At 62.0% G+C, this 18,462-nt stretch carries 18 protein-coding genes and 1 tRNA gene; 6 read left to right on the plus strand and 13 right to left on the minus strand.

The window, feature by feature from the left end; all coding sequences use genetic code 11:
* Positions 1 to 60 precede the first annotated feature (60 nt).
* From LB541_RS05470 to LB541_RS05500, 7 genes are all read right to left on the minus strand, one after another.
* On the minus strand, positions 61 to 1,197 hold the full coding sequence (locus LB541_RS05470) for a succinylglutamate desuccinylase/aspartoacylase family protein (RefSeq protein WP_224618029.1): 1,137 nt from the start codon (positions 1,195 to 1,197) through the stop codon (positions 61 to 63).
* On the minus strand, positions 1,187 to 2,203 hold the full coding sequence (locus tag LB541_RS05475) for an ABC transporter ATP-binding protein (protein ID WP_140561444.1): 1,017 nt from the start codon (positions 2,201 to 2,203) through the stop codon (positions 1,187 to 1,189). The genes LB541_RS05470 and LB541_RS05475 overlap by 11 nt, the downstream gene beginning before the upstream one ends.
* The gene (locus LB541_RS05480) at positions 2,200 to 3,219 is read right to left on the minus strand and encodes an ABC transporter ATP-binding protein (protein ID WP_140879240.1); all 1,020 of its coding nucleotides are present in this window, start codon (positions 3,217 to 3,219) and stop codon (positions 2,200 to 2,202) included. Before LB541_RS05480 ends, LB541_RS05475 begins: the two co-directional genes overlap by 4 nt.
* On the minus strand, positions 3,216 to 4,109 hold the full coding sequence (locus LB541_RS05485; protein WP_224618030.1) for an ABC transporter permease: 894 nt from the start codon (positions 4,107 to 4,109) through the stop codon (positions 3,216 to 3,218). The genes LB541_RS05480 and LB541_RS05485 overlap by 4 nt, the downstream gene beginning before the upstream one ends.
* A 1-nt stretch (position 4,110) precedes the next feature.
* Positions 4,111 to 5,049: an ABC transporter permease gene (locus LB541_RS05490; protein WP_224618031.1), complete on the minus strand. Its 939-nt coding sequence runs from the start codon at positions 5,047 to 5,049 to the stop codon at positions 4,111 to 4,113.
* Positions 5,050 to 5,180: 131 nt separating this feature from the next.
* A complete protein-coding gene (locus LB541_RS05495; RefSeq protein WP_140496108.1) occupies positions 5,181 to 6,755 on the minus strand; it encodes an ABC transporter substrate-binding protein in 1,575 nt (524 codons plus the stop codon).
* A 188-nt stretch (positions 6,756 to 6,943) separates the two neighbouring features.
* Positions 6,944 to 8,968: a CocE/NonD family hydrolase gene (locus tag LB541_RS05500; protein ID WP_140496107.1), complete on the minus strand. Its 2,025-nt coding sequence runs from the start codon at positions 8,966 to 8,968 to the stop codon at positions 6,944 to 6,946.
* 107 nt (positions 8,969 to 9,075) lie between these two features.
* Between LB541_RS05500 and LB541_RS05505 the strand changes: the two genes are divergently transcribed.
* Positions 9,076 to 9,888 carry a helix-turn-helix domain-containing protein gene (locus LB541_RS05505; RefSeq protein WP_140518024.1) on the plus strand — a complete coding sequence of 271 codons (813 nt, stop codon included), beginning with the start codon at positions 9,076 to 9,078 and terminating at the stop codon, positions 9,886 to 9,888.
* Positions 9,889 to 10,010: 122 nt separating this feature from the next.
* Here the strand turns inward: LB541_RS05505 and LB541_RS05510 are convergent.
* A tRNA-Met gene (locus tag LB541_RS05510) sits at positions 10,011 to 10,087 on the minus strand.
* A 240-nt stretch (positions 10,088 to 10,327) separates the two neighbouring features.
* Here LB541_RS05510 and LB541_RS05515 point away from each other — a divergent pair.
* Entirely contained in the window at positions 10,328 to 11,293 is a 966-nt protein-coding gene (locus LB541_RS05515) for a Gfo/Idh/MocA family protein (RefSeq protein ID WP_224618032.1), read from the plus strand.
* A gap of 37 nt (positions 11,294 to 11,330) precedes the next feature.
* Here LB541_RS05515 and mnmA read toward each other — a convergent pair whose 3' ends face one another.
* Complete coding sequence (gene mnmA, locus LB541_RS05520) at positions 11,331 to 12,521, minus strand: tRNA 2-thiouridine(34) synthase MnmA (RefSeq protein ID WP_140496104.1); 1,191 nt, start codon at positions 12,519 to 12,521, stop codon at positions 11,331 to 11,333.
* A 288-nt stretch (positions 12,522 to 12,809) separates the two neighbouring features.
* Here mnmA and LB541_RS05525 point away from each other — a divergent pair, with 288 nt between their 5' ends.
* Positions 12,810 to 13,085 carry a DUF1153 domain-containing protein gene (locus tag LB541_RS05525; RefSeq protein ID WP_006203587.1) on the plus strand — a complete coding sequence of 92 codons (276 nt, stop codon included), beginning with the start codon at positions 12,810 to 12,812 and terminating at the stop codon, positions 13,083 to 13,085.
* A 67-nt stretch (positions 13,086 to 13,152) separates the two neighbouring features.
* On the opposite strand, the gene LB541_RS05530 is transcribed toward LB541_RS05525, so the two are convergent.
* Positions 13,153 to 14,079 (minus strand): NADP-dependent oxidoreductase, encoded by a 927-nt coding sequence (locus LB541_RS05530; protein ID WP_140657040.1) that lies wholly within the window; start codon positions 14,077 to 14,079, stop codon positions 13,153 to 13,155.
* An 89-nt stretch (positions 14,080 to 14,168) separates the two neighbouring features.
* Between LB541_RS05530 and LB541_RS05535 the strand changes: the two genes are divergently transcribed.
* The gene (locus LB541_RS05535; RefSeq protein WP_140657042.1) at positions 14,169 to 14,567 is read left to right on the plus strand and encodes a winged helix-turn-helix transcriptional regulator; all 399 of its coding nucleotides are present in this window, start codon (positions 14,169 to 14,171) and stop codon (positions 14,565 to 14,567) included.
* Positions 14,568 to 14,628: 61 nt separating this feature from the next.
* On the opposite strand, the gene LB541_RS05540 is transcribed toward LB541_RS05535, so the two are convergent.
* Positions 14,629 to 15,006, minus strand: coding sequence for a flagellar export protein FliJ (locus LB541_RS05540; RefSeq protein WP_140496101.1), 378 nt, complete (start codon positions 15,004 to 15,006; stop codon positions 14,629 to 14,631).
* 451 nt (positions 15,007 to 15,457) lie between these two features.
* Here LB541_RS05540 and ctrA point away from each other — a divergent pair, with 451 nt between their 5' ends.
* Entirely contained in the window at positions 15,458 to 16,153 is a 696-nt protein-coding gene (ctrA, locus tag LB541_RS05545; RefSeq protein ID WP_006203583.1) for a response regulator transcription factor CtrA, read from the plus strand.
* An 86-nt stretch (positions 16,154 to 16,239) separates the two neighbouring features.
* Here ctrA and LB541_RS05550 read toward each other — a convergent pair whose 3' ends face one another.
* Positions 16,240 to 16,608: a PleD family two-component system response regulator gene (locus tag LB541_RS05550; RefSeq protein WP_140496100.1), complete on the minus strand. Its 369-nt coding sequence runs from the start codon at positions 16,606 to 16,608 to the stop codon at positions 16,240 to 16,242.
* A 242-nt stretch (positions 16,609 to 16,850) separates the two neighbouring features.
* Positions 16,851 to 17,480 carry a histidine phosphotransferase ChpT gene (gene chpT, locus LB541_RS05555; RefSeq protein WP_140496099.1) on the minus strand — a complete coding sequence of 210 codons (630 nt, stop codon included), beginning with the start codon at positions 17,478 to 17,480 and terminating at the stop codon, positions 16,851 to 16,853.
* A gap of 387 nt (positions 17,481 to 17,867) precedes the next feature.
* Here chpT and LB541_RS05560 point away from each other — a divergent pair, with 387 nt between their 5' ends.
* The gene (locus LB541_RS05560) at positions 17,868 to 18,404 is read left to right on the plus strand and encodes a DUF1134 domain-containing protein (protein ID WP_224518884.1); all 537 of its coding nucleotides are present in this window, start codon (positions 17,868 to 17,870) and stop codon (positions 18,402 to 18,404) included.
* The last annotated feature ends 58 nt before the right edge of the window (positions 18,405 to 18,462 follow it).

The raw sequence follows: 18,462 nt of genomic DNA on the forward strand, positions 1-18,462 counted from the left end.
CTACGCGTGGCCGCCAATCATCGATCTGCGGTCAAGAAGTGCCCGCGCCCGCTGATCGATCTAATCCTCCAGCAGATAGCCTGTCCGGTGGGCGAGGGGCTTTTGGCCCACCACCTTGGCAATGACCTGATTGGCGGCGACAAGTTTCTTCAGCCTTCGCGTCACCACGAGCCCGTCGGTGCGCGCCCGTACCGTCACGCGCGCCTCGCGGCCCAGCGAAGAAGGCACGATGATGTCCGCGATCGGCTGTCCACAAGTGACGCGTTCACCCAGTTCGGCGCGGTAGACGATGACACCGAAAGCGGGCGTGCGAACCACATCGCACGCATCGAAGCCGGTGATCTCGCAAAGCGCGGCGGGCGGCAGGCCCGCTTGCCCCGCGACGTAGCCGCGGCGGCGAAGCACGTTGAGCAAGGCGGAAGCGTCAGCCGACGCCATCTCATCACTGATGTCGATGAAGCCGCGCAGTTCCACCGTCGCGGCGAGGCAGCCGATCGGGATCACCTCATCGGGAAGGGCAGCCGCAAGCCTGATCCAGGGCTCGACGCTTGCTTCGGCGAAGGTTGAGCCGCCCGACGAACCCTGTGAGAACACCGCCCGGCAACCGAGTTCCCGCGCAAGGTCGGACAATTCGGCCGAGATCTCGGGCCGCACGAACAGATGCATCAGCCCTTCGTCGTCGCAGTGCAGATCCAGCACAAGATCGGAATCGAAAGCCTCGCGTGCCAAGGCGGTGTAAAGGGAATCGACAGGCTGCCCTGCGCCGCGTTCGTCGAGAATTTCGCGAATCGTGCTGCGGATGAGCACCGTGTTGTCGTCGGCGCTGCTTCCGAGCCGATCGGCAAGTCGGATGGTCAATTCGCCGGCGACATCAGGCCATTTGCGGTTGAAATTCCGGCCGCTGGCCAGATCGTAACGCCCCAGATGATCGCCATTGACGAACTGCGCCAGGCCGAGCGGGTTGGCGTAGGGAACGACGACGATCTGGCCCCGGATTTCGCCGCGCGCGTCGGCGGCGTCAAGCTGCTCGACCAGATGGTGTAACACCAGCAGGCCGGGCGCTTCGTCGGCATGCAGCGCGGCATGTATGTAGGCTTTCGGGCGCGCGTCGGCGGCACCATACCGGATGATGCGCACGCTGTGTTGGCTGCCCGGCGTGCCGTTGGCAAGAGGAACATCGAGGATTTCACGAGACATTGGTGGCTCCGGCGAGCGCACGTTCCGATAGCGGGAAGTGGCAATTGAAGACATGGCGGGGATCTTCCCGGTCGGCTGCCCGGGACGGGAAGGCGCTTTTGCAGATGCCCTGCGCATAGCGGCAGCGGGTGTGAAACTCGCAGCCCGTTGGGCGCGTCATCAGGCTCGGCACCTCGCCGCTGAGCTCGACCCTGTCGAGCACGGCGTCCGGGTCGGGTTCCGGATTGGCCGACAGCAGCGCCTCCGTATAGGGGTGGCGCGGCTGCGCGAATATCCGCTCGGTCGAGCCGACCTCGATGAAGCGGCCGAGATACATGATCGCCATGCGATCGGTCATGTGGCGCACGACATTGAGATTATGCGTGATGATGAGAATGGCGATGCCGAGTTCGCCCTGCAAACGTCCAAGCAGATTGAGGACTTCACCCTGAACGGACACGTCCAGTCCCGCGGTCGGCTCGTCGGCGATGATAAGATCGGGTTGCAATGCAAGGGCCCGCGCCACGCCGACGCGGCGCGCTTGGCCTCCGGAAAGCTGGTGTGGATATCGCCGCCCGAAATCGGCGGGCAGGCCGACCATGTTGAGCAGGCGTTCCGCTTCGGCGGCGGGGTCGCGGCCGGTAACGCCGTGAATGCGGAAAGGCTCCATCAGCAGTGAGCGTACAGTGAGTCGCGGCGACAGCGATCCGACCGGATCCTGGAACATCATCGCCATGCGCCGAAGATGCGGCTTGCGCTCCGTCGGGGCGAGGCCGTTCAGCACCTGACCATCGAAGCGTATCGTGCCGCCCGTTGGCGGCCGCAGGCCCATGATGGCGCGGGCGATGGTGGATTTTCCCGAACCGCTTTCACCGACGAGGCCGAGCGTTTCGCCCTTGCGGATCTCGAAGGAAACGCCGCAGACGGCGTCCACGAACGGGTTCTTAACGCCGCTGGCGAGCGCCTTCAGCGCGCCCATGGTGCGGAAGCGTACGCGAAGATCCTCGACTGAAAGCAGGGGGCTCATGCCGGCGCCACCAACGTGTCGTCGAGGCGATGGCAGCGTGCGGTGTGCGTTGCGCCGATAACGCACGGGACAGGACTGTCATCCACGCACCGGGTAAAAGCTTGCGGGCAGCGCCGACGGAAGATGCAACCCGCCTGGGTACCGAGGAGGCTCGGCACCTCGCCTGGGATCGTCGGCAACTGGCGGGTGCGTTGCCGGATGCGTCCGGGATCACATTCGAGCAGCGCGCGCGTATAGGGATGCCCCGGTCGGCGGAAGATGTCGCGCACGGTGCCGTATTCGACCACCTCGCCCGCATACATGACCGCCACCCGGTCGCAGAGCTCGGCGACAGCGCCGAGGTGGTGAGAGACGAACAGGATCGAGCAGCCGATCTCCTTTTGCAGCTCTTTCAACAGATGGATGATCTGCACCTCCAGCGTCGCGTCGAGCGCTGTGGTCGGTTCGTCCGCGATGAGCAGCGCCGGCTTCACCAGCAGCGCCATCGCGATGCAGATACGCTGGCGCATGCCGCCGGAAAACTCGTGCGGATAGCCGCCGATGCGGCTCTCCGGGTCCGGAATGCCGACCCGATGAAGCATATCCAGGGCGTGCTGGCGCTTGGTCCGGTGCGAGCCGCCCTCGTGATGCTGGATATCGATCATCTGGCTTTCGATGCTGCGCACCGGGTTCAACGCCGTCATCGGATCCTGGAAGATCATCGACATGCGGTTGCCGAGCAAGCCGCGCCGCTCCGCCGGAGGCATGCCGAGCAGGTCGCGCCCCTCGAACAGGATGGCGCCGTTCACCATCTCCGCATTTTCCGCCAGCAGCCCCATCACGGCATAGGCGAGCGTCGATTTGCCCGAACCGCTTTCGCCGACGATGCCAACCACTTCGCCCGCCGACACGTCGATATGGATATCGCGCAGTGCATGGGCGCGACCGCGCGGCGTGCCGAAATCGAGAGACAGACCGCGGATCGCCAGAAGCGGGTCGCGGTTTGGAGAATGTCTTGCCTGAGCGCCGGTGTTCATAGGTCTTTCCGAAGCTTGGGGTCGAAAATGTCGCGCAGCGCCTCGCCGAGGAAAGTGAAGCCCAGCGTGGTTATGACGATCGGGATGCCGCCGGCGATCACCAGCCACACCGTCTTGTGGATATAGCCATAGCCGTCACTGAGGATGGTTCCCCAGTCCGGCGTCGGCGGACGGACACCCATGCCTAGGAAGCTCATGCCGGCCTCCAGCGTGATGACCAGCGGAACATCCATGCTGACCAGGATCAGCAGCGGCCCGATCACATTGGGCAGCACGTGCACGGCAAGGATGCGCACGATGCCGGCGCCCATGGCGCGCTCCGCAGTGATGAACTCGCTCTCGCGCAGTGCGTGGGCCTGCGTGCGCACCACGCGCGCATAGATCGGCACGGACGTAATCGCGACGACGAAGATGACGCTGGCAAGGCTCGGCCCGAGCAGCGTCACCACTGCCAAGGCGAAGATGATGACCGGAAAGGAGCGGATCGTGTCGAAGACCAGCAGCAGCAGATTGTCCAGCCAGCGCGGACCGAAGGCGGCGATGAGGCCGAGCACAAGCCCTGCGCTGAGCGAGGCGCCCAACGAGACGAAGGCGACGAGCAGCGCGATCCTTCCGCCCATGACGACCCGCGAGAAGACATCGCGTCCCAACTGATCGGTGCCGAGAAGAAAATGCAAAGAGGGCGGCGCCAGCCGGGGCCCAACCATGATCTTGATCGGATCGTGAGGCACGATCCAGGTGGCGAAGACCGCAGTCGCCACCATCAGCACGACCAGCACGGCGCCCATCATGCCGAGCGGAGACTTGCGCAATTGCCGCAGGAACATGGCGGCCGCGCCCGGCCCGCGGCGTTCATCGACCGCCTCGCGAATGATTTGAACTTCGGACACGCTACAAATTCTCGCGGATTCTTGGATCGAGCGCCGCGTTGACGAGGTCGGCGAGCGTCGTGGAGATGACGAACAGAACGGTGGTGACGAGGACCGTGCCCATGACGATCGGATAGTTGCGCGAGTCCACCGCCTTGACGATCAGCGCGCCGATGCCGGGCCGGGCGAAGACCACCTCGACGAAAACCGCCGCCGAGAGCAGGTGCGCCATGCCGACGCCGATGATCGTCACTGTCGGCACGATCGCGAGCGGCAGCGCGTAGCGCGCCACGATGCGCCGCTCTGAAAGGCCGAAGGAGCGCGCCATGCGAATGTGGTTCTCGCCAAGAATCTCCAGCATGGAGGCGCGCACGATGCGCGAGATGTAGCCCACCCAGCCGATACCGACGACGAAGGCTGGAAGGATGAGATGGACGGACCCGTCGCGGAAGCCTGAGCCGGCGCCGATGGCCGGCAGCCAGCGCAGGCCGACCGAGAAGATCAACAGCGCATAGATCGCCATGACGAAGGACGGGATGGCGATGGTTCCGACCGCGAATACACCCACGACCTTGTCGATCACGGAGTTGCGGCGCAGCGCCGAATAGCAGCCGAGCGGCACGCCGACGATAACGGCCCAGGCGATCGAAACCAGGATGAGTTCGATCGTGTAAGGCAATTGCTCGAAAACGATGGCCGCGACAGGGCGCTGGGTAAAGACATCGGTGCCGAGATTACCGTGCAGCAGCCCCCCGAAGAATGAGACGATCTGCACGGGCAGCGGCTTGTCGAGGCCCATTTCCTCGTGCAATTGCGCCTTCAGTTCCGGCGTCGCACGCGGTCCGAGCAGGACCGCGGCGGGATCGCCGGGAACGGCCTGGATCATCAGGAACAGCAGCGTGACGGCAACGACGACAATTGCCGCCGCCAGCACGATACGCTTGCCAAGATATAACCACATGTTTTGACTCAGCCTGTCCCAGCGACCGCGTCAGAGCGGTTCAGCGTTTGATAGAATCGCCGACCCGCTCTAACCCTTTGTTTTTTCGCAATTCCGGACGGAAAACCGCTACGCATTTTTCCTAGAATGCCCTAGGCCGATTTCGGCTCAAAGCCGAGATAGAGCGGCCGCCCGTCTGGGCGCGTCTCGGCCTCGAGTTGCGTCGTTCGGTACATGATCGGCGAGCCTTCATGGGTGAGGAACCGGTAGGAGCCGGAATCTTCCATGATGTCCTGCATCTCATAATACATCTTGGCCCGTTCCTGCGGGTCTTCGACGGTTACCGCCTTGGCGTTGAGCTCGTCGAAGCGCTCGCTGCGGAAGCGCTCCCAGTTCCACACACCGACCTGGTCGCGCACGAAAAAGGTGGTGGCGTAATAGGGATCCGGCACCATCGAGAAACGCTGCACGATCAGCTGCATGTCCTTCCAACGTTCGCCTTCCGATTCCATGCCGATGGTCCAGAACGAACCGGAATCCTGAACATTGACCTCGACCGTGATGCCGATCTGCGACAGCTGCGCCTGGACCATTTCCGCGATCGTGGAGAAGGTGGTCACGTTGAGCGCGTCGATGGTGAGGCTGAGTTCGGTGATGCCGGCCTTCTCAAGATACTGCTTCGCCTTTTCGAGATCGCCCTCCGGCGGTATCAGCGCTTTTTCCCGGTGTCCCACCAAGCCTGGAGCGATAAGGCCGGTCGCGACCTGGGCCTGGCCTGAATAGGCCGCGTCCATGATCTGCGGCACATTGATGGCCCATTGAATCGCCTTGCGGACATTGACGTCCTTCAGCTTCGGATGGTCCGAGTTCATGCCGATATAGACATAGTAGAGCGAAGGCTTTTCTTCGATCTTGGTGTTTTCGGGCGGGCTGTCCTTCAACGTGGCCAGCGAATCGAGGCTGAAATCGGTGAAGTCGATGTCGCCTGCCTGATAGGCGCGCTCGGCGGTCTTGATATCGCTCATGGGCAGGATATGAATTTCGTCGAAGCCCGGCCTAGGGCCTTTCCATTCGGGATTTCGGGTCAACAGGACGAGCTGGTTCGGCTTCCAGTCCGACAACACGTAGGGACCTGAATAGCAGGGCGGCTTCATGCCGAAATCGCCGCCGTCGGCAACTGCCTTCGTCACCGCTTTTTTCGAGACGATGTGGCCGCAACCATAGGGAAGAGTGATGTTCCAGAGCGGCACGAAAGGCGTCTTGAGCACGATCACGCCAGTATGGTCGTCCTCGATCTCGATGCGGTCAAGCGGACCCCAGTCGCCCTTGACCGGAGAATTGTGCTGGATGACGCGCTCAAACGAGAACTTCACGTCCTCGGCGGTCATTTCGCCAAATCCGCCAGTGAAGTTGATGCCCTTCTTCAGGCGGAAGCGGATGTGCGTCGGATCGATCTGCTCGACGGATTCGGCGGCCTCGAGTTCCCAGCCCCACTCCGAACCCGGTTTATAGCGCGTAAGCTTGGTGTAGATGCAGTTCATGACGTCGACATTGTACGCGTTCTGGTAGAAGCCAGGATCGAGCTTGTCGATATCGGAATAGGCGCGGGCCTTGAGTACCTTGCCTTCGGCCGCCCATACGGCCTGCGACAAGGGCAGGCCGGAGGCGATGATCCCCGCGCCGAGGCCGGCGCCTGCCTGCAGGAAATGCCTGCGATTCAATTTCATTCCATTCACGGTTTCGTTCCCCTTTCAACTGAGCGGGTTTCCCGGCGATTGCCGGGATCCCTCTTTTTGGTACCGCGCCGCCTGATGGGGCCGCGAGTTCGGACGGCGCATTCTTCAATTCAGCCGGCAAGCCGGTCAATTTCGCTGCCGACGCAGATGTGAGCGAGATTAGCGTCAGTTCGCGAATGTCACAGCAGGCGACGCTCTATCGCCTCGGTCCATTTCTGTTCGTGGACAAGCTCGTCGCCTTCCCATGCCTCGAGATGCGCCTCGACGTGGAAGTGCGATGGCGTCGCGGTCATGGTCGTTTCGGTCACAGAACGCATGCGCCAATCAGCGCGCGAAAATTCGAACTCCCATTTCGCCTCGGCCCTGGCCGACCCGAAATCGTCGCCGCGGAAGGAATAGCGTTCGCGGCCGAGCGAGGTAATGGTTAGGTCGTTGTCGACGATGCGATAGGTGCCGGCGCCTTCGCCGATCTCAACGACGGTCGAAGCGACTGCCAGATTCTCCGTGATCGTCCAATCCTTTTGCGGCTTTGAGATCGTCTCCACCCGTAAGGGCGGCGCCCCTTCGGGTTCGGCAAAAGGCGCCGGTGCCGGATCTCCGGCGCCCCCGACGCGGACCGGAAGTTCAAGGCGGCAATCCGCCGGATGGACGGTGAGCGTGACCGGCTCGGGCGAAGGCCAAGCGATCGGGAAGTAATTTGTCGAGATGGCAAGGCGTATGCGATGCCCCGCGCTGAAGCGCTGTGCTACGTGCTTGAAGGGGACAGAGGTGCGGTAGCGCCTTGCCGGTTCGAGCGGTTCGGGCCTCTCATGGCTATCGCGATGCGTCAGGTTCAAAAGGCCGTAGCTGACGCGCGTCGTCGCGCCATCGGGGGCGACATCCGAAAGACGGACGGCCACCATGGCGACGGGCCTGTCGCTTTCGAAGACAAGATCGAGCATTGCATCGCCGGCGATCTCAACATCGTGCGCCAGCTCTTGCGTCTCATAGACCAGACTGCCGGCATCGTCGCCGCGCTGGTCAGCCGGCTGGTCGCCGGGCACGGCATAGGAGCACCATTTGCCGCCGCGCAGGCCAACCGACAAGGGCGAGCGGACCGTCTGCGTTCCGGCCGCATCGTCTGCCCGGCGTAGGGACAGGCGCCCATTGCCGGAAAGGAAGAAGGACTGCCGCTCGATATTCGGCGATGGCCATGCCGGCTCCGTGACCCAGCGTCCGGCGCGCGTCTCGTAGGAAGTTTGCGGCGGGGCGCTATCCTGCATGAACAGGCGCAGCATCGGCTCGTCCATGATGCCGGTGTCACGGCCCTTCAGCCATTGATCCCACCAGCGGACGCATTCCTGCAGAAAGCCGATGGCAGGACCAGGCTTGCCGATATGGGGATAAGTGTGCGCCCATGGCCCGACCAGCCCCTTGCGCGGGCCCTGCAGCTTTTCCATCAGGCGGAAGACCGAGCGGCAATAACCATCGGCCCAGCCGCTGACGGCGTAGACCGGGCAGGTGATCGCGCCGAAATCCTCGCAGACCGAACCGTGTTTCCAGAACTTGTCGCGGTGCTGGTGCTCCAGCCAGTTCTTCAGCCATAGCCCGCTTTCCTTCAATCGACTGTGCCACAAAGCGCGCCAATTGTGCGGCTTGTTGCGTGGGTCGGGCGGCAGCGTGTTGCGCCCGAACATGATCGCCGCCCAGGAGAGATTGTCGATGAGCAGCGTGCCACCCATGTGGTGGACATCGTCGGCGTAGCGGTCGTCGGTCGAGGCGCAACTGATCACCGCCTTCAGCGCAGGCGGCCGCATGGCCGCGATCTGCAATCCGTTGAAGCCGCCCCAGGAGATGCCGATCATGCCGACGTTGCCGTCGCACCAGGGCTGGGAGGCCAGCCATTCGATGACCGAGCAGCCGTCGTCCAGCTCCTGCTGAAGGTACTCGTCGAGCATCAGCCCTTCGGAATCGCCGGTTCCGCGCAGGTCGACGCGCACCACTGCGTAGCCGTGGCCGGCCACGTAGGGGTGCATGACGACATCACGCGCGGCGGTCAGATCGTTCTTGCGATAGGGGATGTATTCCAGGATAGCCGGCACCGGCTTTTGTTCGGCACCCTCGGGGAGCCACATGCGCGCCGCAAGCCGGCAACCGTCCGGCATCGGAATCTCGAAATGGTCGACCGAGCGGATCGGATGGGGGAAGTTGGACACTGTGCGCATGACGAGGCCTCTGTTGGAGAGCGCCACTTTGGGCAAATCGGCGGTGCCGCACAATTTCGCGACCCTTCGCGACTTGACACTGTTCTGGCGTCAGTATGCTTTAGGTCATGCAGACCGAACCGCTTCCCCAGAACCTCGCCTTCCTGTGCAGCTATTATCCGTCTATCGCCGCCGTGTGCCGGCGCCTGCAGATCAACCGCCAGCAGTTCAACAAATATCTGAGCGGCCAGACCTGGCCGTCCCGCCGCAACATGCGCAAGATCTGCGATTTCTTCGGCGTGAGCGAAGGCGAGCTTTTGATGGACCAGCAGCGCTTTGCCGAGATCGTCGGCCTGCGCCGCCGCCCGCTCGGCGTCCACGCGCCGTCGGACATGCTGGTGCATATGGAGCAGCTCTATCAGCGTTCCGGCGATCTCGGGCGCTATGTCGGCTACTATTTCCGCTATTTCTACTCGTTCGGCTATGCCGGCAAGATCATCAAATGCCTGGTCGTGATCTATGAAAAGGAAGGCCGCTATTTCTGGAAATGCATGGAAAGGCTCGTCCATTTCGGCAAATATGGCGTGAAGACCTCGAAATATTCGGCCGCCCTGCTGCTGCTCGGCGATCGCATATTCGCGCTCGAATCCGAAACCCTGCTCAAGACCAGCATCACCCAGGTGATCCTCTATCCGAGCTACCAGACGAGCGTCGCCTATCTGGTCGGCATCCAGACGGGCATGCCCCTTTTACGAGGGCGGAGACCAGCGGCCTCGGTCGTGCTTCTGGAATATCTCGGCCGCTCCGTCGACCAGCGCAAGGCGCTGCAGGCCTGCGGCCTATTCGACGAAACTGACCCCGCCATCGATGCCGGCATCCGCGCCATGATCACCAACCGCATCCCCACCGGGACATTCGTGCTCGAAACGGAAGAGGTGTAGACGTTCCTCCCAACGCGACCCGCATCGGCGCGAGCCTGTCCAACCCGTTCAGCACGAGGTTGTCACCCATGTCTTAGGTACATTCTGTTACCTATGTCTCCGGGCCGTACACAGGTGAAAGGTGGTAGCGGGAGAGGGACTTGAACCCCCGACCCCAGGATTATGATTCCCGTGCTCTAACCAACTGAGCTACCCCGCCAGGGCGGCGAAAGGCCCGAAATCCGCCTTAAATCGCAAGGCATTTCGAGGCGTTCGCCAAGGTCGCGCGGATATAAGGTTGGGAGGGTGAGCCTGTCAAGCTTCGAACCGCTCGGCAGGGGCGCTTATTCTCGCTGCCGAAAAGCTTTGCCGCGCCGATAATTGGTTGCAGCCGCCGGGGTTGAGTTCGAAGAGGCACGTCGCTATGTCTCGGCCACGAGTTTTTAGAGTTTGAGAACAGATGAAGCCGCGCATTGCAGTCCTCGGTTGCGGATACTGGGGCTCCAACCACATCCGCACCCTCAAGGCGCTCGGCGCGCTGCACGCGGTCTCCGACGCCAACCGTGCCCGCGCCGAAGGCTTTGCCAGCGAACAGGACTGCCTCGCGATCGAACCGTACCAGTTGTTCGTCCGCAATGACATCGACGCCATCGTCATGGCGCTGCCGCCGCAATTTCATGCCGAGATGGCGGTGCGCGCCACCGAAAGCGGCAAGGACGTCCTGGTGGAGAAGCCGATCGCGTTGACGGTTGCCGATGCCGAGCGCTCGGTGCAGGCGGCGAAGGACAAGGGCCGCGTCTTCATGGTCGGCCACGTCTTGCGCTTCCATCCCGCGTTCGAGACGCTGAAGGCGCTCATCGACAAGGGCGAGCTCGGCGAGGTCCGCTACATCCATTCGCACCGGCTCGGCCTCGGCAAATTCCACACCGAGAACGATGCGCTATGGGACCTAGCGCCGCATGACCTGTCGATGATCCTGGCCATCACCGGCACCGAACCGATCGAGGTGCGCGGCGAAGGGGCGGCGCTGCTCGACAATCTCAGCGACTTCGCGCATCTGCACATGCGCTTTCCCAACGGTTTGCGCAGCCATCTCTTCGCCTCGCGGCTGAACCCTTACCGCGAACGGCGGCTGACCGTGGTCGGCACCAAGGCGATGGCTGTCTTCGACGATGTCGAACCATGGGAGCGCAAGCTCGCCGTCTATCGCCACGCGGTCTGGCAGGACAGCGGCCAATGGGCGTTCACCACCAATGAGCCCTCCTATGTCGCGGTTGGCCAAGGCATGCCGCTGACGCGCGAACTCGAGCACTTCATCCATTGCATCGAAACGCGGGCCGAACCGCGCACCAGCGGCGAGGAGGCAATCCGGGTGCTGCGCATCCTGACCGCGGGTACGGTCACGCACACCAAATCCAATCCCTGAAGAAGATCGGGCCGCGTCGCGGCGGAGAGATCGTTGCCTACTCGGCGGGAACCTGCGCCGGTGACGCGGCAAGTCGGCTCAACATCGCCTCGGCCTCGGCGCCGCGCTCGGAGCGTTCGATGAAGCCGCCGCCGAACACGCGGGCCTCGTTGCCGTCGTCGGAATAGAGCACGCAAGCCTGTCCAGGCGCGATACCGGACTCGCCATCGGCCAATTCGACCGATGTGACGCCCGCCTCGTGACGCAGCATCGCCGGGCGTGGCGGCCTGGTCGAGCGGACCTTGGCGAACAGTTCCAGCCCGCCCGCGGGCATGTCGGCCAGCGCGCCGTCACCAAGCCAGTTCATGTTGCGCAGGTAGATCTTGTGCGTCTCCAGCGCCTCGCGCGGCCCGACCACGACACGGGCGCGCTCGGCGTCGAGATGGACGACATAGAGCGGCTCGCCGGAGGCCACGCCGATGCCGCGGCGCTGGCCGATGGTGTAGCGCAGAATGCCTTCATGGCGGCCGAGCACCCGGCCGTCGATATGGACGATGTCACCCGGATTGGCGGCCGTCGGCTTCAGCTTGGCAATGATGTCGGAATATTTGCCCTGGGGCACGAAGCAGATGTCCTGGCTGTCCTGCTTGGCGGCTACCGTCAGGCCCATCTCCTCGGCAATGGCGCGAACCTGCGGCTTCGGCAGGCCGCCGAGCGGAAAGCGCAGATAATCGATCTGCGCCTGCGTGGTGGCGAAGAGGAAATAGCTCTGGTCGCGATCGGCGTCGACCGGCCTATAGAGCGCGCGATGGGCGCCATTGGCGCCGGAGCGAATGTAGTGGCCCGTGGCCAGCGCGTCGGCGCCGAGATCCTTGGCGGTGGCCAGCAGATCAGCGAATTTCACCGTCTGGTTGCAGGAAACGCAAGGGATCGGCGTCTCGCCGGCGACATAGCTCTCAGCGAAGGGATCGATGACCGCCTTGCGGAAGCGCTCTTCGTAGTCGAGCACATAATGCGGAATGCCGAGCGTCTCGGAAACGCGGCGGGCGTCATCGATATCCTGCCCGGCACAGCAGGACCCGGCCCGGTGCGTCGCGGCGCCATGATCGTAAAGCTGCAAGGTGACGCCGACGACATCATAACCCTCGCGCTTCAAGAGACCCGCGACGACGGACGAATCGACGCCGCCCGACATGGCGACGACGATACGGGTGTTTTCGGGACGTCCGGGAAGATCGAGGCTGTTCATGGTTCTTTCGTTCTGCGCGGCGCTTGCATGCCAATGACGCGAATATAGGTCAAGCTTGGCGGCTGCGCCAGCTTGCGGGACCGATCGGCGGGCAACTGCCGGCCCGGTGACCGCGCAGATTTTTCGAGCGAATCCGGAACTTCCCGGCAGATATTTCAAATGTTTGCGAAAAGACTAACGCGGCGTTCATGATCATTACCTAGCTGTTAGGGTCTGCTTAGGCAATTTTTAAAGCTGTGGCGGTAACGTGGTGGGGATTGGGTCTTTGAGTTTTTTGTAGAGAGTACGATGACCGATCTGGTTAGACCGCGAGTCAAATATGTTATCGGGCCTGACGGCAGCCCTCTCACAATTGCCGATCTGCCGCCGACGAATACACGTCGCTGGGTTATCCGGCGCAAGGCGGAAGTGGTTGCAGCGGTGCGCGGCGGGCTTTTGAGCCTCGAGGAGGCATGCCAGCGCTACAAGCTGACCACCGAGGAGTTCCTGTCCTGGCAGGCCTCGATCGACGAATACGGCCTCGCCGGGCTGCGCACGACGCGCATCCAGCAATACCGGCACTGACGCTCAAGAATCTGCAAAAGGGCGCGAAGTTCGCGCCCTTTTGGTTTCTTGACAGCATTTGCGCGTTTCAGACCGTCAGCACCACCTTGCCGACCGGCTTGCTGGCGAGGAAAGCGTGCGCGGCGCCGGCCTGTTCTAGCGGGAAGGTCTTTGCCACATGCACGGTAAGCTTTCCCGCATCGACGAGCCTGCCAAGTTCCAGCAGGCCTTCGCGGTCGGGAACAACGGACATGCGTTCGACGCGGATGCTTCGCGCCTTGGCATCCGCCCTGGTCTTGTCGCTGACGTCGAGCAGTGACACCAGCACGCCGCCGTCCCTGAGCACCTTCAACGATTGATGGGCGTGCTCGCCGCCCACCGTCTCGAGCACCAGGTCGATGTCCTTCGCCTTGTCGGTAAAATCATCCTTGGTGTAGTCGATGACCTCGTCGGCGCCGAGCTTGTGGACGAAATCCAATTTTTCCGTGCTGACGGTGGCGGCAACCCAGGCGCCGCCCGCCTTGGCGACCTGCACCGCCAGATGGCCGACGCCGCCGGCCCCGGCGTGGACCAGCACGCGCTGGCCGGCTTTCATCGCGCCATGACGCACGAGGCCTTGCCAGGCGGTGAGGCCGGCCAGCGGCAATGCGCCTGCCTGGACGTAATCGGCGTGCGCGGGCTTGCGCGCGATTTCATCGGCGGGCACCGCGGCCAGTTCGGCATAGGCTGCCGCCTGCTTTGGGAAGCGCGGCATGCCGAACACCGCGTCACCTGGTTTCAGGCCGCTGACACCAGGCCCCAGCGCCTCGACGGTTCCCGAAAGGTCCCAGCCGAGGATGAAGGGTGGTTCGCCGAGCAGCGGGTAATAGCCGGCGCGCACGGCGCCATCGACCGGATTGATGCCGGCCGCCTTGATGCGGACCAGCACTTCGCCGGCGTTGGGCGAGGGCGCCGGGCGCTCGGCGATGACAAGGACATCGGGTCCGCCGACGGAATTCTGGATAATGGCACGCATAAGATTTCTCCTGATTGACCGGTCCCACTATCATTTGGAGAGTAATGGTCTCTTGTCTAGTATGTACCTTGTTGATATATAGGCACCGTATGGATAGTGATCTCGACTCCCCCTACGGCTATGATGCGTTCCGGCGGACCTGTCCCTCACACACGGTGCTGGAGACGCTGGCCAGCAAGTGGGTTTACCTGGTTGTTTGTGCGCTGCGCCAAGGCCGGCAGCGCAATGGCGAGCTTGCCCGCAAGCTCGAAGGCGTCACGCCGAAGATGCTGACGCAGACGTTGCGCGTGCTCGAGCGCGACGGCCTGGTGCGGCGCGAGGTGTTTGCGGTCGTCCCGCCTCGGGTCGAATATGAATTGACCGAACTTGGCCAGAATCTGGCGGGATTGCTCAACCAGATCAGATCCTGGTCGGAACAACACGTTCCCGACATCAAGGAGGCCCGGGCGCGGGCTGCGGCCGTGAATGAAGGGGAGTGGGCCGTTTAGCGCTCGCCCAATGCGTTGCGCGCCCGCTTGGACGTGCTCAAAGACGCGGATATCTGGCGGTTCAGCCGATCATCGCGCTACGACCGCCAGTTTCGGCCTCGCGAATCTTGGTGTCGCGCGATTCGAGCATTTCCGCCTTGGAAAGCTCCGCTTCAGCTTCGCCGAGTAATGATTCGGCGGCGCTTCGCTGCTGGGCGAGGTCGCCTTGCGAATTTCTGAGGTTGTCGCGGCGCAAACGGGCCGCCTTGGCGAAGGTCGGATAGGCGAAATGATTGATGTCGGTGATACCGGCCTTCTTTTCCTCGGCGCTGATCTGAAGCTCCAGCTCGGCGGCCATGCGTTCGAATTCGGCGATCATCATGTCGAGCTGCAGCAGCTGCCGCCGCTTCTCATTCACCTGAAACTGTTTCAGCCGAACGAGGTTTTCACGTGACTTCATGATTCGGTACTCCCGGAAACGCACACCTGCACATATCGTCCAAACCACTTGGAAAGGCCCAAGCGCTGCCCGTGTCCACCGGCTTTCCCCGCACTATGGGAAACAAAACCCTAAAGTTTTTTGCCGACGGTAACCATTCGTTTACGGGCATTGTTAATCATACGGGTCAGGACTTAAGGCCGGGTAAAAATCCGGCTGGCGACGTGGAAGCGATGTCGATGAGTCCCTGGAGTCACTTAGTCCAGGTTTTTAATGTGTTGCATTAGCGGTTTGGTCCTGTGATTCGGTATTAAATTCAAGAGGGTGTAGAAAGTGGTTAAAAAATCTGGTACCGTCATCGACGCGGAATTAGGTTTTGTTAACCATTCCATGGCAGCCTCTGCACCAGGCAATCACTGCTCCGGTCCCGGATGGGTCGCAAGATGGTCCGGCAGCAGAAAAGGGGAATGAAATGCGTGTTCTGCTGATAGAAGATGACAGTGCAACCGCACAAAGCATCGAGCTGATGCTGAAATCGGAAAGCTTCAACGTCTATACGACCGACCTCGGCGAAGAGGGTGTCGATCTGGGCAAGCTCTACGACTATGATATCATCCTTCTCGACCTCAACCTGCCCGATATGTCCGGCTATGAGGTCTTGAGAACGCTTCGTCTTTCCAAGGTGAAGACGCCGATCCTCATCCTTTCCGGCATGGCCGGCATCGAGGACAAGGTGCGCGGCCTCGGCTTCGGCGCAGACGATTACATGACCAAGCCGTTCCACAAGGACGAGCTGGTGGCGCGCATCCACGCCATCGTGCGCCGTTCGAAGGGACATGCCCAATCGGTCATCACCACCGGCGACCTGGTGGTCAATCTCGATGCCAAGACCGTCGAAGTCGGCGGCCAGCGCGTGCACCTTACCGGCAAGGAATACCAGATGCTGGAGCTGCTCTCGCTGCGCAAGGGCACCACGCTCACCAAGGAAATGTTCCTTAACCACCTCTATGGCGGCATGGACGAGCCGGAACTGAAGATCATCGACGTCTTCATCTGCAAGCTGCGCAAGAAGCTCGATGCTGCGTCCGGCGGCCAGAATTATATCGAGACGGTCTGGGGCCGCGGCTATGTGCTGCGCGAACCTGAAGACATCCGCGTCAGCGCCTGAGCGACGGCCGATCGAAATTCCAGACAAAAACCCGGCGGCAGCCGGGTTTTTGCGTCATAGACCGGTGGTAACCGCGATCCGACGGATCAGGCAGCGATCTTCAGGGTGCGAAAGCGCTCGAGTAGCTGCGGGCGGTTGAACGGCTTCAACAGATAGCCTTGGGCGCCGGCGCGTTTGGCTCGCATGATCGAGGCGATGTCCAGTTCGACCAGCGAGATCAGGATCTGCGGCTTGGTCGGGCTTTCCATGGCGCGCACGCGCCGGATCAGGTCGACCGCCTGTACATCCGGCAGTGCACCGTCGACCACGATGATATCAGGCATATCGGCGGCGCACATCTCCAGCGCGTCAAGCCCGCTGGCGGCTTCGATGACCATCATGTCGGAACCGCCCAGGATGCGCTTCGCAACTTTCCTGATGACGCTAGAATCGTCGACGAACATGCAGCGTTTCATTTCCGGGTCCTCTTTGCCTTGTGGCAATCCGGTCGCGTCGGGGTATCTGCCGCACAGCATAGGCCGATCTGGTAAAGAAGCCGAAAAGCCATTAGGTAAAATTTTTGCAAATATGCCAGTTGGCAAGCTTTTCTTTGCAGATGCTTTGGCCTGCGCTGTCAGGCGAAGTTGATCTTCCGCCGGTAGGTCCATTCAATCAATATTACAGAACTGAAATACTTTGCTGCTAGTTTGTGCGGATCTCAGGCCGCCGAAAGCACGATCTCTTCCGCGGTCGCATGGATCGATATCGTCATGTTGGCCTCCCGCGCCAGAAGCAGCGTATAGTAAGGCTGCACCGAATGCGCGTCGATCGGTTCTTCCGGCTTGTGGCCGGAATGCAGTTCGAGGAATTTCGGCGGCACCCGCAACATGGGGCCGCTCGCCGAAAGCGCGAAGCGAGGCTCGGTCTCGAGATTCTCCAGCGTCACCGAAAGCTTGCCGCCGCGTGGAATGGCGGCGTTGGCGACCAGGATCAGGTTGAGCAGCAGCTTGACCTTGTTCTTGGGCAACAGTGCACGGCTTCCATTCCAGGTGAGTTCCGGCTTCTCGTTCTTGAGGAAGGCGATAGCGACGGCTTCCGCATCGCCGGTGTCGATCTGCATGCCGGCGGAACCCGCCGCGCCGAAGGCGATGCGGGCGAACTGCAGGCGCGCCGAGGCGTTGCGGGCGCTCTGGCGGATCAGCTTCATGGCGTCCTCGTCGGCGCCGCCTTCATCGAGCAGTTCAAGCCCGTTGTTGATCGCGCCAACAGGCGAGATGATGTCGTGGCAGACCCGGCTGCACAAAAGTGCCGCCAGATCGGGTGCGGAAAGGGTGAAAAGATCGGACATCGGCGAAAATCCCTGCAAAAATCCCATAAATCATGGCCGCGCGATCGATCGACGCCTGCCCACGCGAATCACGCTCTCTTCCCGAGCTTTCTGAATACACAGCGCCCGTGCGTGCAGCAACAAACCCAAAATCGCCGTTGGGGCCTATGGCGCGTTCACGCAGGCTGCTTGCCTGTATGAACGACCCCAACAGCCTTCGAACCGCCATCTTCATGTGCGAGTTTAATGGTTGAAAAAGGATTACGGCATAGTTTGCCCCTAACAGCCATCCTTAACGGCCGCCTAAAGAGCCGTACGGGTGCGAGGCGTCGGCGAAAGTGCTCCCTGACGGAGATTGGAAGCATGTTTTCCCGATTCTACGGCCGGAGTTTTCTCCGTGTCCTCTCAATGGCGATCACGCTCATGGGCGTTCTCGTCTTCTCGACATCGGCCCTGCGGGCCCAGGAGTACACCGCTCAGGAGATTGTCGATTCCGGTCACAAGTTCTTCGGCGCGACATCGGGCGGCCTCGCCACAGTCGTGGAGAAGATTTTTGCTTCCTATGGCTTGCCCAATGGCTATCTGCTTGGCGAGGAGGGATCCGGCGCGCTGATCGGCGGCCTGACCTATGGCGAAGGCACGCTCTACACCAAGAATGCCGGCGACCATAAAGTGTTCTGGCAAGGCCCGTCGCTCGGCTGGGATTTCGGCGGCGAGGGATCGCGGGTGATGATGCTCGTCTATAATCTCGATGACGTCGGCAATCTCTACAACCGTTATGGCGGCGTCGCCGGCTCGGCCTATGTGGTGGCGGGCGTCGGATTCAATGTGCTGAAGAACAACAATGTGCTGCTGGTGCCGATCCGCACCGGCGTCGGCGCCCGGCTCGGCGTCAATCTCGGCTACCTGAAGCTTACCGAACGGGCGACGTGGAATCCGTTCTGACCCGAGGTCACGACCGGAATGTGTATACGCTTCGATAAGAATCCAGATCCGATGACCC

The sequence above is a fragment of the Mesorhizobium sp. BR1-1-15 genome (assembly GCF_020165475.1).
In the GTDB taxonomy this organism is placed as follows: domain Bacteria; phylum Pseudomonadota; class Alphaproteobacteria; order Rhizobiales; family Rhizobiaceae; genus Mesorhizobium.

Excerpts from the sequence above, each read along its gene's own strand:
- LB541_RS05470 (WP_224618029.1), bottom strand. The coding sequence starts at position 1,197 with ATGTCTCGTGAAATCCTCGATGTTCCTCTTGCCAACGGCACGCCGGGC.
- LB541_RS05475 (WP_140561444.1), bottom strand. The coding sequence starts at position 2,203 with ATGAGCCCCCTGCTTTCAGTCGAGGATCTTCGCGTACGCTTCCGCACC.
- LB541_RS05480 (WP_140879240.1), bottom strand. The coding sequence starts at position 3,219 with ATGAACACCGGCGCTCAGGCAAGACATTCTCCAAACCGCGACCCGCTT.
- LB541_RS05490 (WP_224618031.1), bottom strand. The coding sequence starts at position 5,049 with ATGTGGTTATATCTTGGCAAGCGTATCGTGCTGGCGGCGGCAATTGTC.
- LB541_RS05495 (WP_140496108.1), bottom strand. The coding sequence starts at position 6,755 with ATGAAATTGAATCGCAGGCATTTCCTGCAGGCAGGCGCCGGCCTCGGC.
- LB541_RS05500 (WP_140496107.1), bottom strand. The coding sequence starts at position 8,968 with ATGCGCACAGTGTCCAACTTCCCCCATCCGATCCGCTCGGTCGACCAT.
- LB541_RS05505 (WP_140518024.1), top strand. The coding sequence starts at position 9,076 with ATGCAGACCGAACCGCTTCCCCAGAACCTCGCCTTCCTGTGCAGCTAT.
- LB541_RS05515 (WP_224618032.1), top strand. The coding sequence starts at position 10,328 with ATGAAGCCGCGCATTGCAGTCCTCGGTTGCGGATACTGGGGCTCCAAC.
- mnmA (WP_140496104.1), bottom strand. The coding sequence starts at position 12,521 with ATGAACAGCCTCGATCTTCCCGGACGTCCCGAAAACACCCGTATCGTC.
- LB541_RS05525 (WP_006203587.1), top strand. The coding sequence starts at position 12,810 with ATGACCGATCTGGTTAGACCGCGAGTCAAATATGTTATCGGGCCTGAC.
- LB541_RS05530 (WP_140657040.1), bottom strand. The coding sequence starts at position 14,079 with ATGCGTGCCATTATCCAGAATTCCGTCGGCGGACCCGATGTCCTTGTC.
- LB541_RS05535 (WP_140657042.1), top strand. The coding sequence starts at position 14,169 with ATGGATAGTGATCTCGACTCCCCCTACGGCTATGATGCGTTCCGGCGG.
- LB541_RS05540 (WP_140496101.1), bottom strand. The coding sequence starts at position 15,006 with ATGAAGTCACGTGAAAACCTCGTTCGGCTGAAACAGTTTCAGGTGAAT.
- ctrA (WP_006203583.1), top strand. The coding sequence starts at position 15,458 with ATGCGTGTTCTGCTGATAGAAGATGACAGTGCAACCGCACAAAGCATC.
- LB541_RS05550 (WP_140496100.1), bottom strand. The coding sequence starts at position 16,608 with ATGAAACGCTGCATGTTCGTCGACGATTCTAGCGTCATCAGGAAAGTT.
- chpT (WP_140496099.1), bottom strand. The coding sequence starts at position 17,480 with ATGTCCGATCTTTTCACCCTTTCCGCACCCGATCTGGCGGCACTTTTG.
- LB541_RS05560 (WP_224518884.1), top strand. The coding sequence starts at position 17,868 with ATGGCGATCACGCTCATGGGCGTTCTCGTCTTCTCGACATCGGCCCTG.